Origin of the sequence: Breoghania corrubedonensis, assembly GCF_003053845.1 — a bacterium.
GTDB classification, from domain to species: domain Bacteria; phylum Pseudomonadota; class Alphaproteobacteria; order Rhizobiales; family Stappiaceae; genus Breoghania; species Breoghania corrubedonensis.
In genome coordinates, this window is sequence record NZ_QAYG01000009.1 from 139,643 (window position 1) to 155,813 (window position 16,171).

Sequence of the window (16,171 nt, forward strand, 5' to 3'; positions counted from 1 at the left end):
GTTCGTTACGACGCCGCGCGGGTCCGTTTCGCGCCATAGGCGTCGGTGAGGGCGGAAACCAGCGGTCCCATCTTCGTCCCCAGCGAGCCCTTGATCATGACCGCATCGCCTGCCCGTATCGCGGCGAGGAGGTCCTTTTTCAGTTCATCGGAGGTCTCCACCCACTCTCCGCGCCTCGTTTGCGGCAGGTGCTCCCACAACTCCCGCATCGACCGGCCGACGCAGTAGACAAGGTCGATGCGCGCCGTCTCCAGCGGTCCGGCCAGTTCCCTGTGAAGCTCGCCGGCCCGCTCCCCCAGTTCCAGCATGTCGCCGAGAACGGCGATGCGCCGCCCGCCGCGTTCCACTCCGGCCCGCCCCAGAAGCGCGATGGCCGCGCGCATGGAAGCGGGATTGGCATTGTAGCTTTCATCGATCAGGGTGACCGTCCCGCCGCGAACGGTCAATTGATGCCGCTCGCCGCGCCCTTTCGGCGCCTCCATCTCGCCGAGCGCCAGCGCGCCCAGCGCCAGATCAGCGCCGGCGCTCTTCACCGCGGCAAGCACCGCGAGCGAATTGTCGACGAGATGCCGGCCCGGCGCGCCGATCTTCCAGGTCAGATCCTCACCCAGCACACGGCCCGAGACGCAGCTGCAATCGCTGCGCTCCACGACCTGCGTGACATGGGCATCGAACGCGCGGTCGGCGCCAAAGGTCACGATCTCCTTCACCCCGGCAACGCTGGCCAGGAACCGAAGCAGGTCGAACTGCGGGTTGGAGGCGTTGAGCACCGCCACGCCGCCCGGCTCGAGGCCTGTGAAGATCTCGGCCTTGGCGCGTGCGATGTCCTCCACCGAGACGAACTGGGCGAGATGAACCGGCGCAACGGTCGTGACGATCGCCACATGCGGCCGCACCATGGCGACGAGCGGCGTGATCTCGCCGGCATGGTTCATGCCGATCTCGAACACCCCGTATTCGGTATTGGCCGGCATGCGCGCCAGCGTCAGCGGCACGCCCCAGTGATTGTTGTAGGAGGCGACGGAGGCATGGGTGCGCCCGCTTTTCGCCAGCGCCAGCCGCAGCATCTCCTTGGATGAGGTCTTGCCGACCGAGCCGGTGACCGCGATGATCTTCGCGTTCGTGCGCGCCCGTGCGGCCCGGCCCAGATCCTGCAACGCCTGGAGCACATCGGGAACGGCGACGTAGCGCCCTTCGGGGGGAAGCTCGGACAGCCTGTCCTCCGCCACCACGGCAAGCGCCGCGCCCCGGCTCAGCGCGCCTTCGACGAACTTGTGCCCGTCGCGGATCTCACCCTTGATGGCGAAGAACGCCTCGCCCGGCTGGATGGAGCGGCTGTCGATGGAGATCCCCGTGATCGTCGTCGTCGGGTCGCCTATGATGCGCCCGGACACGGCCTCCACCAGATCGTCGAGCCTCCACAGCACATCGCTCATCCAAGGGTCTCCTTCGGGACTTTCCGCGAAAAATCCGCAAGTGCGGCCAGAACGGCCTCGTGATCGGAAAACGGCAGCACCGTGTCGCCCACGATCTGGCCCGTTTCGTGACCCTTGCCCGCGATGCACAGAACGTCACCGGCCTCGAGCATCTCGACCGCCGCATGGATGGCGATGCCACGGTCTCCGATTTCCATCGCGCCCGGCGCCGCGTTCATCATCGCCATGCGGATCTCGGCCGGGTTTTCGCTGCGCGGATTGTCGTCGGTGATGATCACCACGTCGGCCCGTTTCGTAGCGATCTCACCCATGATCGGGCGCTTGCCCTTGTCGCGGTCGCCACCGCAGCCCACCACCACGATGAGCCGCCCGCTCGCATAGGGACGCAGCGCGCCAAGCGCGTTGTCGAGCGCATCGGGCTTGTGGGCGTAGTCGACGAAGACAAGCGCGCCCTTGTCGCTTGCACCCACCCGCTCCAGGCGACCCGGCGCCCCTTCGAGACGCGAAAGAGCCGGCACGGCGACATCCGCCGCAACGCCGGCGGCAATCGCAAGGCCGGCCGCGATCAGCGCGTTGGAAACCTGGAACCGGCCGACCAGCGGCAGGTCGACATCGAACCGCCTGCCCGCAGCCTCGATCACCAGGCGCTGATGGAAACCCTCGATCGTCACGCTCACCAGCTTCAGGTCTTCGCCCGTCTCGCCGACGGTGAGCGTCTTCAGTCCGCGCCGCTTCGCGATTTCCGCGATCCGGTCGGCATATGTCTCGCCCGGATCGTAGACGGCTGTGCCCCCCTCGCCCAGCAGCGTATCGAAGAGCCGCAGCTTGGCCTGGAGATAATCCTCGACAGTCGGATGATAGTCGAGGTGATCTCGGCCCAGATTGGTGAAGGCGGCCGCCTTGAGCGTCACGCCGTCGAGCCGGCGCTGGTCGAGCCCGTGGCTGGAGGCTTCGAGCGCCGCATGCGTGACGCCGTCGCGGGCCAGATCGCGGAGCGTTGCGTGCAGCGACACCGGGTCCGGTGTGGTCAGCCCGCCATAGTGGGCTCCCCTGGACGTCACGGTGCCGATCGTGCCGATAGAGGCCGCGTGGTGGCCGGCGGCATCGAAGATCTGGCGCACGAAGACGGCGACGGACGTCTTGCCCGCCGTACCGGTGACGGCGACAAGCGTTTCCGGCTGCGCACCGGCGAGGCGCGCGGCGATGAGCGCCAGCGCGCGGCGCGGATCGTCGGCGCGTATGACCGGCACGTCGAGCGGGGGAAGCTCGGCATCCTGGCCCGCGAGCACGGCGACGGCACCGGCGGCCACGGCTGAGGCGGCAAAGGCCGCACCATCCACCTTCACGCCCCTGAGGGCGGCGAACAGGGTGCCGGGCGCCACCTTGCGGCTGTCGGCGGTGATCGAGGCGACCTCCAGGGCGCGCGCCTCATTCGGCACGGTCAGGGAGACAGGCAGGTCGGCGATGATGTTCTCAAGCTGCATTTGATTCCCGCATCGGCTATGGGCCATCCGCATTCTTCGGGCTCGCGCCGGGTTCCCCTCCCCCCAACGGGGAGACGGGCACACGCTGCAAGGCCACGAGAAGACACCACGTTCCCGAAGGATCGCGAATGACGTCCCTTATCCATTCACCGACCATTTCCGAAGACGATCAGGCACCGCGCCATGGTCTCGCGCGCGCGGCCTGAATCGGGCTACTCCGGCAGTTCTTCGTATTTCACCTTTGACCGGCCGGCTCAATAGGAGACGAGGGTCGTATCGCTGTCTTCGCTCATATGCGGCACCACACCGAGCATCGGCGCGATACGGGCAATGATCTTGGAGACAGTCGGCGCGGCGTTCATGCCGGCGGTCGCGTAGTATTTGCCTTCCTCCGGCTTCGGCTCATCCAGCACGACCAGAACGAGGTATTGCGGATCGTCCATCGGGAAGGCCGCCAGGAAGGAATTGCGGCGCCTGTCGTGGGCATAACGGCCGTCGACGACCTTGTCGGCCGTGCCGGTCTTGCCGCCGACCATGTAGCCGGCGACGCGCGCGTTCCTGCCCGAGCCCTCCACGGCGTTGAGCCGGAAAAGATATCGCATCATGTCGCTGACGCGCTTGGAGATCACGCGCTTGGCGCCCTTCGCGGCCTCGGTCGCGGTGCGCGGGAAGAAGGTCGGCTCGATGAGCATGCCGCCGTTGATGAGCGCGACGCCGGCCACGGCGGTCTGCATCGGCGACACGGAAATGCCGTGCCCATAGGAGGCCGTCATCGCGGTGATTTCACTCCACTTGCGCGGCAGCAACGGCGCGGCGACTTCCGGCAATTCGGTATCCACCTTGTCCAGCAGGCCGATGCGCTTGAAGAACTTCTCCTGCTGGTCGATGCCCACATCGAGCGTCATCTTCGCCGTGCCGATGTTGGAGGAATGCACGAAGATCTCCGGCACCGTCAGGACGCGGCGCGTGCCGTGGAAGTCATGGATGGTGAAGCCGCCGATGCGGATGGGCTTGGTGGCGTCGTACTTGCTGTCGAGCGTCACCTTGCCGGAATCAAGCGCCATGGCGATGGAGAAACTCTTGAAGACGGAGCCCATCTCGTAGACGCCGGCCGTCGCCCGGTTGAGGTTTTCCGGCTTCAGCGCCTCGCCCGGATCGTTGGGGTCGTAGTCCGGCAGCGACGACATCGCCATCACCTCGCCGGTGTGAACGTCCAGCACGATGCCGACCGAGGCGATCGCCTTGTAGCGCTCCATCGCCTTGCTGAGTTCGTCGCGCACGACATGCTGGACGCGCAGGTCCATCGACAGCCGGACCGGCTTCAGCGCCTGATCGGTCGCGAACCCGAAATGCTGGAGATCGGCGATGCCCTGTCCGTCCAGATATTTTTCCAGCCCGGCAATACCCTGCTCGTCCACATTGGCGATGCCGACGATGTGTCCCGCCGTCGGCCCGCCGGGATAGAAGCGGCGGTTTTCGGTCAGAAAGCCGATACCGGGAATGCCGAGACGGTGGATCGCCTCGCGCTGGAGCGGCGTGATCTCGCGCTTGAGCCAGATGAAGCCGGCATCGCTTTCCAGCCGCTTGCGCATCGCATCCGAACCGAGTTCGGGAAGCACGGAGGACAGCTTGTCGATCGCCTCGTCCACATCGACGATCTTGCGCGGTTCGGCATAGACCGAGGGCGCCTTGATGTCGGTGGCCAGCAACTCGCCGTTGCGGTCGACCAGATCGGGCCTTGCGGCGAGGATCGCCTGCTGCGCGCCGATATAACCCGATGACGACGTTTCGTCCGACATGCCGAGATCGATGAGCCGCAGCGCGATCAATCCATAAAGCAGCGCGAACACCGCCATGACCACGACCACCCGGCCCGGGGTGCCCGCATCCTCCGCCATGGAGCGGGAGACGACGGCCGAGACGCGCGGAGCCTGGGCGCGAGATCGGGCACTTGCGGCAAGCGGCGAGAAATCGCTGGCAGCGAGGGACATCAGGAGGCTCCTTCGGGATGGACCGCCGCGATCAAGGCGGACCGGTGGCTCGTGAACAGGCTTGTGGCTGCGGCCGTGACCGCTATCGGATGACGGTGCCGCGCGCGGCGTAACCGCCCAGCGGATCGTTGCTGAACGGCGTGAACTGAATGGGTTTTGTCGGCAGATCGTTGATGGAGGCGATCTGCTTCACCTGAAGTGGCTCGAGATGGAGATAGGCGTTGTAGCGTTCCACCAGCCGCTGCAATCGCGCGGGCTGGTTGAGCACGCTCCATTCCGCTTTCAGGAGGTCGATCTTGTCTTCCTCCTGCTCAATGGCGCGCTGCAGATGGGCCACCCGATCAGCGGCGTTCTCCGCGTTGTGCTTCATGTTGTAGACCACGGCCGCACCGACGATGACGGCAAGGATCAGCACGATGTTGAGGATACGAAACACGAGTTCTCAGCCTCCGAGCGTCTGAAACGTGGGCAGGTTGGGCGCACCGAGGTTTTCCCGCGCACCGTCGCGCGGCGGGTTCTCGGTTCGAATGCCGGCGCGAAGGCGCGCGGAACGGGCCCGCGGATTGGCGGCGACTTCCGCTTCCCCCGGCTCGACCGCGCCCTTGAGCGCGAAGGTGAAGGTCGGCGGCAGCACGTCCGCCTCCGGCAGGTGGCGCGAGCCGCCGGAATGGACACGGCAGCGCTCGGCCAGGAAGCGCTTGACGATGCGGTCTTCCAGCGAATGAAAGGTGACGACGGCGAGCCGCCCGCCGGGCTTCAGGCAGCGCTCGGCGGCGGCCAGAGCCTCCACGACCTCGCCAAGCTCGCTGTTGACGTAGATCCTGAGCGCCTGGAACGTCTTGGTGGCGGGATGCGTCGCCTTGCCGGGCTTGCGACCGATGGTGCGCTCTACCAGGTCGGCCAGTTCCAGCGTGCGGGAAAAGGGCTTCGTCTTGCGCGCCTCCTGAATGGCGCGGGAAATCGCGGAGGCGCGTTTTTCCTCGCCCAGGATGCCGATGATGCGGGTGAGCTCGCGCCCGTCGATCTCGTTGACGACGTCGGCGGCGCTGGGGCCTGCCTGCTCCATGCGCATGTCGAGCGGGCCATCCTGGCGAAACGAGAAGCCGCGGTTCGCCTCGTCCACCTGCATGGAGGAGATGCCGAGATCGAGCACGACGCCGTCGACCAACAGTTGCCCGGCGCCCGCCGCATGGGTGTCGAGTTCGGAAAAGCGGCCGGGAACAAGCGTGAGGCGGCCTGAGAATTCGGCGACCATCGCCTGCCCGTCGCGGATGGCGTTGGGATCGCGGTCGACGGCGATGACGTTCGCGCCCGTACCCAGAATGGCACGCGTGTAGCCGCCGGCCCCGAACGTGCCGTCGACGATCGTCTCGCCCGCCTTCGGCTGAAGCGCGGCCAGCACCTCGTCGAGGAGAACGGGAATGTGGCGTGCCGGTCCGCCAGCGACCGGGGGCTTGCCCCCTTCGCGACCCGCCATCATCCCGTACTCCCCGAAGGTGTGGCCGAAAGCGTGGATGCTCCGGCGGGCTGAGCCGCAGACTGGGGCTCGCCGGAAAGAACCTCCAGCGCACGCCTCAGCGCCTCCGCACGATGTTCGGCGAAGCGTTCCGGGTTCCACATCTGAAACTTGTATCCCTGTCCGACGAAGGTCACCTGGTCCGTAATGCCTGCATGCAGCCTGAGCGTTTCCGGCAGAATGACCCGCCCGTCGCTGTCGAGCTTGAGGTTCTCCGACACGCCGAAGAGCGCCATCGAGACGAAATCGTGCTGCGGGGTGAGCGTGGTGAAACTGTCGACGCGCTTCTGGATCTCGCCGAGCAGCGCATTGCCGCCCGCATCCACCGCCGGCAGATGGGCGGAGGGGAAGCAGTAGACACCCTCGTAGTTCTCGCGCGAGAGCGCGGCGCGAAACGGCGCGGGCACGGAAACGCGCCCCTTGGCGTCCAGCCGATTTGTGAAGTTCGACACGAAGTCGGCCATTCATCGCCTCGCCCCTCGCACAAGCCAACCGTGTGCGAATCCATGCCGCAGCCCATACGATCCCGGCCGGCACATCCATTCGTGACCGCCGCTGCGGCCGATCTCGTGACAAGTCCCCGCCTCCGTGCGCAAAACGGACGTGTAACCGCGATACCGAAGCGCTGTAACGCCCCGCCCGGACACGCCTCGCGAGACCTGCGGACACAGACGTCCGCACCCGGTTTCGCGCAGTATTCAGCGGTTTTGCAGGCCCCGTTTCGGCAACGGCTCTTCTCTCAGCCGGGATAATATGGGATATCATGGGCGATCACGGGCGTCAATGGAACGGACATGGATGTTCAGGCTCGATCCCCCCGGACCAAGGCGATTTAAACCTCATTAGGCTTAACGGCGCGTTGCCATCCCGGCCTCGCCGACGGGCCAGGCGGCTTGCGATAAATCATGGTTAACAAATGGTTTTCATCCACCCGGCACAGGGCGCGCGAATGGTTCGGCGCGCGAGCCGCGCGCGCACGGCGCCGGTAACGGCGCGCTTGCGCCTGCGGCGGCGCGTCACAACCGGGTGTGGAAAAGGTGGAAAGGTGCCAGTCGGCCTGTAAGCCGGGTTCTGTTCGGCGGGCGAACCCGCCGCGACGACCATTCATCTGGGACGTCCGTTACCGGACGCCTCGCGCGACCTACCCGGACGGTCAACGTGAAAACACGCCTGGGAGTTGCCTCCCGCGCCGTCCCTATTCGGTCTTGCTCCCGGTGGGGTTTACCATGCCGGCCCCGTTGCCGGGACCGCGGTGGGCTCTTACCCCACCCTTTCACCCTTACCTGCGCGCCCCCTTGCGGGTTTTGAGCAGGCGGTTTGCTTTCTGCGGCACTTTCCCTGAGGTCGCCCTCGCCGGGCGTTACCCGGCACCGTGTTTCCATGGAGCCCGGACTTTCCTCCCCCGCCGCCTTTCAGCGCTTGCGGGAGCGGTCGTCCAGCCGACTGGCACGCCGTGAGTAGGGACCGCGGCAGACAAAATCAAGGCCGGACAGCATCGCGGCCCGGCCTCATACGCTTTTATGTGATCGAGCCCCGGTCCGCACACGCCCCTGCGGGCGGCCGAAACCGGGGCTCTCATGTCGCCTCAAACGACATCGCCCAGCAGGGCGATCACCCGGTGGCAGTATCGCTTGCTCACCGGATTCATGTGCCGCGCATAGTGCCCGGCATTGTAGCGCAGAACGGTGCCGCAGGTATCGCCGGAGGCGAGCTGGTGCGCCTTGGCCAGATACCGCATGCCCCATTCCAGATTTGTCGCCGGATCGTAGAGCGCCTTGACGGACCCGCGATAGCCGATGCCGCGCGCGGTTGCGGGCTTGATCTGCATCAGCCCGATCTCGCCATGCGACCCGCGCGCCCGGGCGTTGAAGTTGCTCTCGATCCTGACGATGGCCTTGGCGAGGCTGACCGGCACGCCATGCTTGCGCGCAGCCGCCGAGATCAGGGCCGAATACCTGCCGTTGCCGCGCTCCTTGACCTCTCCCCCATCATCTTCCTCGACCGAGGTCTTTTCGAAATGCGCCTGATAGGCCCTGAGCGCGGCCAGAGGACCGCTGCCGTTACCCGCCATTGCCGGCATGTTCGTCATGAAAGCCCCCGTCGCCACGACCAGGGCGACCCAAAGTGCACGTCCCTTCATTCGAATTGTTTACCCGTTCTCTTGTTGAAGAAGGGCGGGGGTATGACGATGGGAACCGACCAAAATCGGACCGGCCAAATCACGAATTGTTACGGAAAACCTGCGAAAAACCGGGATTTTTGGGGTTGAAATCGGGGAATTGGGCAGCAAACTGACGAAGGGTGACGAGACCTTGGGCTTGATGTGAAGGAACCGTGACGACAATCGGGCACACCCCATCGCACCGTGACCGCCCACAGCGCCATGAACCGACCGATCGCGCGCGGATACGGCTTCGCCACGCATTGCAGACAACACCGGTTTCGCCGCTTTGGTTCCGCATTTGGGAGGTTTTGTAATTCGGGCGACGGGACACAGGCGTTAGGCAAAGGTTAACGTTAAGCGCAGGTGAACGGCCGATCGGCGGAAATCCGGGCAATGACGGTGGTGAGTTTATCGCTAGGCGGCGAAGAGGCATGGTGACGGGCCGCGTTCGGGTTCTCACGTCCCGGCGTTCATTGTGCGCAGGAGCCCCCGGAGCGCGCGCTACCGTTTCAGCGTCGTCAGCAACCGATGGAGCGTCGTGATGGTGGAGGCGTCGGCCACGCCGTCCACCTTCATCGGGCGGAAATGGCGCTGGAACGCCTCGACCACCGTCATCGTCTCGGCGTCATAGGCCCCCGTGACCGGCACCTTGTAGCCATAGAGCGACAGCATGGTCTGCAACGCCTCCACCGGCTGGCCGATGGCGCCTTGCTGCAGGAAGCGGCCCGAGGCGATCTCTTCCGGCTCGACCCAGTGGCCGACGCCGGCGGACGCAAGCCGCGCCCAGGGGAACTTCTCGCCCGGATCGATCTTGCGCCCCGGCGCCACGTCGGAATGGGCAAGCACCCGCTCTGCCCGGATCGAACGGCGGCGGACGATATCGAGACAAAGCGCCGTTACCGCATCTATCTGCGCGTCGGGGAATGCCTGGTAGCCGTACTGGTGGCCACGGTTGACGATCTCGATGCCGATGGAACGGGAATTGATATCCTCCTCGCCCGCCCAGAATGCCGCGCCCGCATGCCAGGCGCGCTGCTCTTCGGCCACCATCTGGACGATGCGTCCGTCCTCGTGAACGAGGTAGTGGGCAGAGACCTCCGCCGCCGGATCGCAAAGACGGGCCAGCGCATGCTCGGCGCTCTCCATTCCGGTATAGTGGAGGAGCAGCATGTCGAGCGGCCCCTTGCGCGCGCCGTGATTGGGCGAGGCCGCGACTTCGCCTGCCAGCGGCGTATCGGCTTTCATCAAATTCCCCGTTCCAGAGAGACCTGCCGCCATGCCTCGTTGAGCGCGGCCATGCGATCGTTGGCGATGCGCACGAATTCCTCCGGCACACCGCGCGCGATCAGCCGGTCGGGATGGCTTTCGGTGACCTGCCGGCGGTATTGCCGCTTGACCTCCGCATCGCTCGCGGAACGCTCGATGCCGAGCACCTTGTAGGGGTCTGCCCCATCGATGACATGGCGCGCGCGGATCTGCTGAAAGCAGCGCTCCTCGATCGAGAAGATCTCCGCCACGCGTTCCAGATAGGCAAGCTCCGCCTCATGGACGTAACCATCCGCCTTGGCGATGTGGAAGAGCCCGTCGAGGATATCGATCAGCGTTTCCGGCTGCTCGGTGAAGAGAGAAGCGATGCGCCTTGCGTAGGTCTCGAAACCGGCCACGTCCTGCTTGGCGAGATCGAAGACGCGCGCGACGTTGCGCTCCTCACCCGGGGGAATGTCGAACAGGCTGAAGAAGGCGATTTCCTCGTCGCTCGTCACAACACCATCGGCTTTGGCCATCTTCGCCGAAAGCGCGATCATGGCGGCGGAGAACGCGAACGTGTTGCGCGCCTCGCCGCCACCGACGAGGTTCGCGATACGATCGAAAAGCTGGGCACCGCTCGCCTGAATGGCGGAGGCGACGGCGGCAAGGGTGGACCAGAGACTCATGAGGCAAATCTATAGAACAAATCGGCACGGGCCGGAACGGATGTGGTGCCGCGGCGGATTGCGTTCACATGGCCGCGGCCGAGCGCGCCGCCTGGTCGTAATGGCCTGAAACCGAGCGCATGACGGCGGCCAGCCGCGACAACTCCACCTCATCGAGCCCCAGCGTCTTGACCGGACCGACCAGCAGCGCCTCGCGGATGCGGCGGTATTCAAGGCATGACGCCTCCCCCGCCTCGGTGATCGTCGCCGTCTTTTCCTTGCCGCGCTTGCCGGTGACGACAAGGCCCGCCCTTTCCAGCTTGCGCAGCGCATAGGTGACGGTGTGGGTGTCCTCGATATTGAGCACGAGACAGATATCGGCGAGCGACTTCGGCCGTCCGCGATGGTTGACCGAATGCAGCACCTGCACATCCAGCGGCGTCATGCCGGGCTGGCCGGCCGCTGTCATCGCCCTGACCATCCAGCGGTGATAGGCGTTGACCATCATCGTGACCGCGAATTCCACCTCCGACAACGCCGGCATGGCACCTTCCGCCAGATGGGCGGAGGAGACGACGGGGCCGATCCCTGCAAGCGTGTTGTTCGATGGCATGGCGCGGTTCCTCGCTGCGTTCGGTCTTTGTCGTTCACGCCCTCGCGCCAGCCACCGCAGCCTGTCATCCCCGCGCTAGCGGGGATCCGGCACCCGGGGCGGCCTTCGGGGCGGGGTCGATCACCCTGTGGTTAGCGGATTCCCGCCTTCACGGGAATGACACACGGAGCAAAACACGGGGCAGCGCCGCCCTTCCCTAATGCGCCATCATGTTGTGCGGCAGCCACAACGCGATCTGCGGGAAGGCCACCACCAGCACGACGGCGACGACCATCAGCAGGAAGAACGGCAGCGCCATGCGCGCGACCTTGAAGATGTTGTGCCCCGTCATGCCCTGCAGCACAAACAGGTTGAAGCCCACCGGCGGGGTGATCTGGCTCATCTCCACGACGATGACGAGATAGATGCCGAACCAGATGAGGTCGAGACCGGCCTGCTCGATCATCGGCAGGATGACCGAGGTCGTCAGCACCACGACCGAGATGCCATCGAGGAAGCAACCGAGCACGACGAAAAAGATCGTCAGCGCCGCCAGCAGTTCGTAGGGCGTGAGGTTGAGCGAGCCGATCCAGGTGGCGAGCTCGCGCGGGATGCCGGTGAAGCCCATGGCGACCGTCATGAAGGCGGCACCCGCCAGGATGAAGGCGATCATGCAGGAGGTGCGCGTCGCGCCCATCAGCGCCAGGGAAAAGGTGTTCCAGTTGAGCGTGCCCGAGCTCCACGACAACAGCAGCGCCAGCAGCACGCCAACGGCGGCGGCTTCCGTGGGTGCGGCGAGCCCGGCATAGATGGAACCGACGACGCCGACGATCAGCAGCAGCACCGGAAACAGCCGCCGCGTCGCCCTGATGCGATCCCAAAGCGCGATCGGCTCTTCCTTGGGCGGCATCTTGGCGCTGTTGAGCATCGACCACACCGCCACATAGCCCATGAACAGCACACACAGCATGATGCCCGGCACCACGCCGGCGATGAACAGCCGCGCGATCGACTGCTCGGTCGCGGCCCCGTAGACGATGAGGATGATGGAGGGCGGGATCAGCAGGCCCAGCGTGCCGGAGCCCGCCAGCGTGCCGATCGCCATGCGCTCGTCGTAGCCGCGCTTTTTCAGTTCCGGCAGCGACATCTTGCCGATGGTGGCGGTGGTCGCCGCCGACGATCCGGAGACGGCCGCGAAGATCCCGCAGCCCAGGATGTTCACATGCAGCAGCCGGCCCGGCAGATTGCGCATCCACGGGCTCAGCCCCTCGAACATGTCCTCCGACAGGCGCGAGCGGAAAAGGATCTCGCCCATCCAGATGAACATCGGCAACGCGGTGAGATCCCAGGAATTCGAGGCGCCCCACACGGTCGTGGCGAGCACGGTGCCGGCGGGTACGGAAACGAGCAGCACGATGGCGGCGAGCGCGACCCCAAAGAGCGCGACGGCGACCCAGATCCCCGTGGCCAGCGCCGCCAGCATGCCGAGGCCGAGGCCGATGGCGATGATCGTGGTATCCATCTACTCGGTCCCCTCGACGAGATCGTGATCGGGCATCGGTTCCATGTAGCTGGGCTCCCCGCCCAGAAGCGTGACGACGAGATCGTCGATGAGCGAGATCAGGAAGACGGCGAGCCCCGCCGTCATCGCGGCCTGCGGGATCCACAGGGGCACGGGGATGATGCCGAAGGAGACCTCGTTGAACTGATAGCTGTCGAGCGTGAGCAGGGCCGCGTTCCAGGCGAAATAGCCGATGAGCGCGACCGCCACCGCCAGCACCCAGAGTTCCAGAAAGCGCGCGACGGAGCGCGGGACCATCTGCAGAAGGATGATGACGCGGATGTGGTCGGCATTGCGCAGGGTGGAGGCGAGCGCCAGGAACGAGGCGCCCACCAGCAGGAAGCCGGCGATTTCGGCAAGCGAGGGCACCAGCAGGCCGAGCGGCTCGAGGCCGATGAGGGAGCGGGCGCCGTCGAAGATACGGGCGGCGACCTGCGCCACCACCATCACCGCGATGACAACGAGGCACAGCGCCGCCAGGGCGGCCGACAACCGGTAGAGCGCATCAAGTGCTTTGCGCATGGTTTTCTTTCGAATGATGCGGGCGAATGAAGTGGGCCAGTGGCCCGGTGGGCCCGACAACGGCTTGGCATCCGGCAAACGAGCGGACAATACGACGCCGTCGCAAAGTCAACCCGTCCCCGGTCTCTCGTCCGTCATTGCCCGGCGCAGTCCGGGCAATCCACCTCGGCCCGCAGCATTCGCGGACAGGCAATGGCTCCCCCGGACGAAGCCGGGGGATGACGGCGGATGGAGACGTGGCGACGGAGAGAGACGCGGGGCGGCGGAGAGAACGGAGCCCCCGCCGCACGCTTGTCCGGAGGCCTGACGCCTACTTGGAGAAGGCTTCGATGATGGTCTTGCCGTCGTCGCCGGCCTTGGCCTGCCACTCCTTGACCATGGTCGCGCCGATTTCCTTGAAGCCGGCATCAAGCGCTTCCGACGGCGGAGCGACCTCGATGCCGTTGTCGGCGAGCATCTTGGTTTTTTCTTCCGTCTCGGTCTTGGAGGCTTCCCAGCCGCGGGTCTCGGCGGTCGCGGCCGCTTCCTTCACGGCTGTCTGCACATCGGCCGGCAGCGCCTCGAAGGCGGCCTTGTTGACGATGACCATGTTCTTCGGCAGCCAGGCCTGGGCATCGTAATAGTGGTCGAGATAGTCCCACGCCTTGGAATTGGCGCCCGTGGAGGGCGACGTGATCATCGCCTGAACGCGGCCGGTGGAGAACGCGGTCGGCAGATCGGGGACTTCCACCTGGGTCGGCACGGCGCCGGCGAGCTGGGCGATCCGCTCGGTCGCGGCGTTGTAGGCGCGGAAGCGCATGCCCTTCAGGTCGTCCATGGAGGAGATGGCGCCCTTGGAATAAATACCCTGCGGCGGCCACGGCACGGCGAACAGCAGCATCAGTCCCTGGGCATCGAGCTTCTTTTCAAGAACCGGGCGTGAGGCGTCATAGAGCTTCTTGGCGGCATCATACGAGGTGGCCAGGAAGGGCACGGAATCGAGTTCGAAGATCGGGTCCTCGTTCGACAGGCGCGAGATCAGCACTTCGCCGAGCGGCACCACGCCCTTGCGCACCGCGTTCTTGATTTCCGGATGCTTGAGCAGCGAGCCGGCGGAATGGATCTGGATGGTGAGCTTGCCGTTCGTCGCGGCTTCCACGTCCTTCGCGAATTCCGCGATGTTCACCGTGTGGAAGTTGGTATCGCCATACGGCGTCGGCATGTCCCACTTGGTCTGCGCGCTGGCGGCAAACCCGATCACGGAGGCAGCGACGAAGGCCGCGCCCGCCGTGAGAAGACGGTTGGTTTTCAGCATAAGGATTCTCCCTGTCGGGGCGCCGGGCTGTTACCCTTGACGCACCATGAGGCTCTTGAGGACCGAGCGAGCGGATACGAACCTTCAGCTCAGTACACCTGCTCACGGATGTCAAAGCTAGACGTTTGGTCCATATACATCAACAATTTATCGACAAATTATTGATATGTGCCTGCAACTCCGGCAACTGACCAGAAATTGCGCCGCAAACCGCCGGGCCATTGAGCACACACTGTCACCCAACGGCCCCCGGGTTCATCGTGACACGCGCCCGGGCAAGACGCGCGCGCCACGGCAGGCCGCCATGGCGTGCGACGGGATCAATTCAGCGCGATGCGATCAATTCAGCAGATAGATCTGCGTGCCTTCCGCCGCCATGCTCTTGGCGCCGTCATGGATGCGGATCTTTCCGTCCAGGCTGAGCTTGTTCAGCACCAGCGTCAGCCGGTCGCCATCCAGGTTGCCGCTGCCGTTCAGGTGAAGATCGCGGCTCGGCAGATAGATCAGACCTTCGACATCCATCTTGCCATCGAGATTGTACCGGTTGCCGGAGGGCGAAAGGCCGGGCGCCTCATACAGCAGGATATCCTTGAAAACGCCACCCTGCGGGGCCTTGACGTCCAGTTTCGAGGACCCTTGCACTGTCAGGAAGGCAGCATCCTTGTCCGCCAGATAGATGGTGACGTCCGACCCGGTGACGTTCTGGTTGTTGAACGTGATGCGCGCGCCCTTGGACAGCGCATAGAAGCCCGCCCCCATCTCCACGTCCTGAACCGACCCGTTGAACGTGACGCTCGCTCCCTTGAAGGCGTAAAGCCCCTTGCCGAAGCGGACGCGATGCGCATTCAGCGACAAGGGCGCCTTGATCACGTAGTCGCCGGGCTCGAACTCGACCTCCTGAACATTTCCGTTGATCGGAGGCCAGTTGCAGTAGGTGCCCGGTTCGAAGACCATGATGCTCCCGTTGGGATCGGGCATGTCGGTGACGCAGCTCATCTCCTTGCCCAGATCGCGCGGCGGCTCCGGCAGAACGTTGGCGAAGGGATCGGGGATCGGCGTGCAATGCTCCACGAAGCTCTCCGGCATCGGCCTGAGATTGCCGCCGCTCGTGCCCTTGATGCACAACTTGCCGGTATCGATGTGGCGGGAATCGATCCACGTCGCCGGCTCGGCGCGCGACGTCACGTGCATCTCGCAATCGGGCATGTCGATCGAACCGCTGCCGTTTGCCTTGAAGGCATCTCCAGCGCTCTCGTCCAGCAAGAGGATGCAGACGCTGGTTGAGGAAACCGCCGCCGCCGCATGGGCGCGGACCTCGAGATCGTTGATATTGACGAGCCGCAGCAAGGAGGTGGGAACCTGGGCCGTGGCCTCGCCGACCACCTTGCTTTCCTCAAAGGAGAAATCGGACGTCAGCCCGTTGTGCGGCACGGACGACATGTTGGCGGAGAAGCTGCGGCGCGCCGTCTCCACCTCTTCGCCGCGCGCACGCGCACCACTCAATACGGCCGCATCGAGCGCGGCTTGCAGCTGCGACTTCTGCCCCACCGCAATGCCGTAATCGATGGCGCCTCCCACGACGCCGGTGATCACGACACCCGACAAGGCGAAAACGATTGCCACATTGCCCCGCTCCGTGCGCAGAAACCGCCGGCCAAGCGTCTTCAGTTCATGAACCCAATTCAATTCCATCTGCCC

General features: G+C 65.2%; 14 protein-coding genes and 1 other RNA gene. All 15 read right to left on the reverse strand.

Annotated features, from left to right (window positions below; all coding sequences use genetic code 11):
* Nucleotides 1-5: 5 nt before the first annotated feature.
* Entirely contained in the window at nucleotides 6-1,436 is a 1,431-nt protein-coding gene (locus C8N35_RS23930) for a UDP-N-acetylmuramoylalanyl-D-glutamyl-2,6-diaminopimelate--D-alanyl-D-alanine ligase (protein ID WP_170122171.1), read from the reverse strand.
* Nucleotides 1,433-2,920 carry a UDP-N-acetylmuramoyl-L-alanyl-D-glutamate--2,6-diaminopimelate ligase gene (locus C8N35_RS23935; protein ID WP_170122172.1) on the reverse strand — a complete coding sequence of 496 codons (1,488 nt, stop codon included), beginning with the start codon at nucleotides 2,918-2,920 and terminating at the stop codon, nucleotides 1,433-1,435. Before C8N35_RS23935 ends, C8N35_RS23930 begins: the two co-directional genes overlap by 4 nt.
* A gap of 254 nt (nucleotides 2,921-3,174) precedes the next feature.
* Nucleotides 3,175-4,911, reverse strand: coding sequence for a peptidoglycan D,D-transpeptidase FtsI family protein (locus tag C8N35_RS19190; protein WP_210203606.1), 1,737 nt, complete (start codon nucleotides 4,909-4,911; stop codon nucleotides 3,175-3,177).
* Nucleotides 4,912-4,993: 82 nt separating this feature from the next.
* Nucleotides 4,994-5,347, reverse strand: a complete 354-nt coding sequence (gene ftsL, locus C8N35_RS19195) for a cell division protein FtsL (protein ID WP_107991340.1) — start codon at nucleotides 5,345-5,347, stop codon at nucleotides 4,994-4,996.
* A gap of 6 nt (nucleotides 5,348-5,353) precedes the next feature.
* A complete protein-coding gene (rsmH, locus tag C8N35_RS19200) occupies nucleotides 5,354-6,391 on the reverse strand; it encodes a 16S rRNA (cytosine(1402)-N(4))-methyltransferase RsmH (protein ID WP_107991341.1) in 1,038 nt (345 codons plus the stop codon).
* Nucleotides 6,388-6,891, reverse strand: coding sequence for a division/cell wall cluster transcriptional repressor MraZ (mraZ, locus tag C8N35_RS19205; RefSeq protein ID WP_107991342.1), 504 nt, complete (start codon nucleotides 6,889-6,891; stop codon nucleotides 6,388-6,390). Before mraZ ends, rsmH begins: the two co-directional genes overlap by 4 nt.
* A 580-nt stretch (nucleotides 6,892-7,471) precedes the next feature.
* Nucleotides 7,472-7,874: RNase P RNA component class A (gene rnpB, locus C8N35_RS19210), an RNA gene on the reverse strand.
* Nucleotides 7,875-8,012: 138 nt separating this feature from the next.
* Nucleotides 8,013-8,567 carry a lytic transglycosylase domain-containing protein gene (locus tag C8N35_RS19215; RefSeq protein ID WP_210203607.1) on the reverse strand — a complete coding sequence of 185 codons (555 nt, stop codon included), beginning with the start codon at nucleotides 8,565-8,567 and terminating at the stop codon, nucleotides 8,013-8,015.
* Nucleotides 8,568-9,092: 525 nt separating this feature from the next.
* Nucleotides 9,093-9,836: an N-acetylmuramoyl-L-alanine amidase gene (locus tag C8N35_RS19220; protein ID WP_210203608.1), complete on the reverse strand. Its 744-nt coding sequence runs from the start codon at nucleotides 9,834-9,836 to the stop codon at nucleotides 9,093-9,095.
* The gene (locus C8N35_RS19225) at nucleotides 9,836-10,525 is read right to left on the reverse strand and encodes a J domain-containing protein (protein WP_107991344.1); all 690 of its coding nucleotides are present in this window, start codon (nucleotides 10,523-10,525) and stop codon (nucleotides 9,836-9,838) included. The genes C8N35_RS19220 and C8N35_RS19225 overlap by 1 nt, the downstream gene beginning before the upstream one ends.
* A gap of 64 nt (nucleotides 10,526-10,589) precedes the next feature.
* Nucleotides 10,590-11,117, reverse strand: coding sequence for a winged helix DNA-binding protein (locus tag C8N35_RS19230; RefSeq protein WP_210203609.1), 528 nt, complete (start codon nucleotides 11,115-11,117; stop codon nucleotides 10,590-10,592).
* A gap of 196 nt (nucleotides 11,118-11,313) precedes the next feature.
* The gene (locus tag C8N35_RS19235) at nucleotides 11,314-12,618 is read right to left on the reverse strand and encodes a TRAP transporter large permease (protein WP_107991345.1); all 1,305 of its coding nucleotides are present in this window, start codon (nucleotides 12,616-12,618) and stop codon (nucleotides 11,314-11,316) included.
* A complete protein-coding gene (locus tag C8N35_RS19240) occupies nucleotides 12,619-13,179 on the reverse strand; it encodes a TRAP transporter small permease (RefSeq protein WP_107991346.1) in 561 nt (186 codons plus the stop codon).
* A 310-nt stretch (nucleotides 13,180-13,489) separates the two neighbouring features.
* Nucleotides 13,490-14,473 carry a TRAP transporter substrate-binding protein gene (locus tag C8N35_RS19245; protein WP_107991347.1) on the reverse strand — a complete coding sequence of 328 codons (984 nt, stop codon included), beginning with the start codon at nucleotides 14,471-14,473 and terminating at the stop codon, nucleotides 13,490-13,492.
* Between the two features lie 339 nt (nucleotides 14,474-14,812).
* Nucleotides 14,813-16,165, reverse strand: a complete 1,353-nt coding sequence (locus C8N35_RS19250) for a TadE/TadG family type IV pilus assembly protein (protein WP_170122173.1) — start codon at nucleotides 16,163-16,165, stop codon at nucleotides 14,813-14,815.
* Nucleotides 16,166-16,171: the final 6 nt, after the last annotated feature.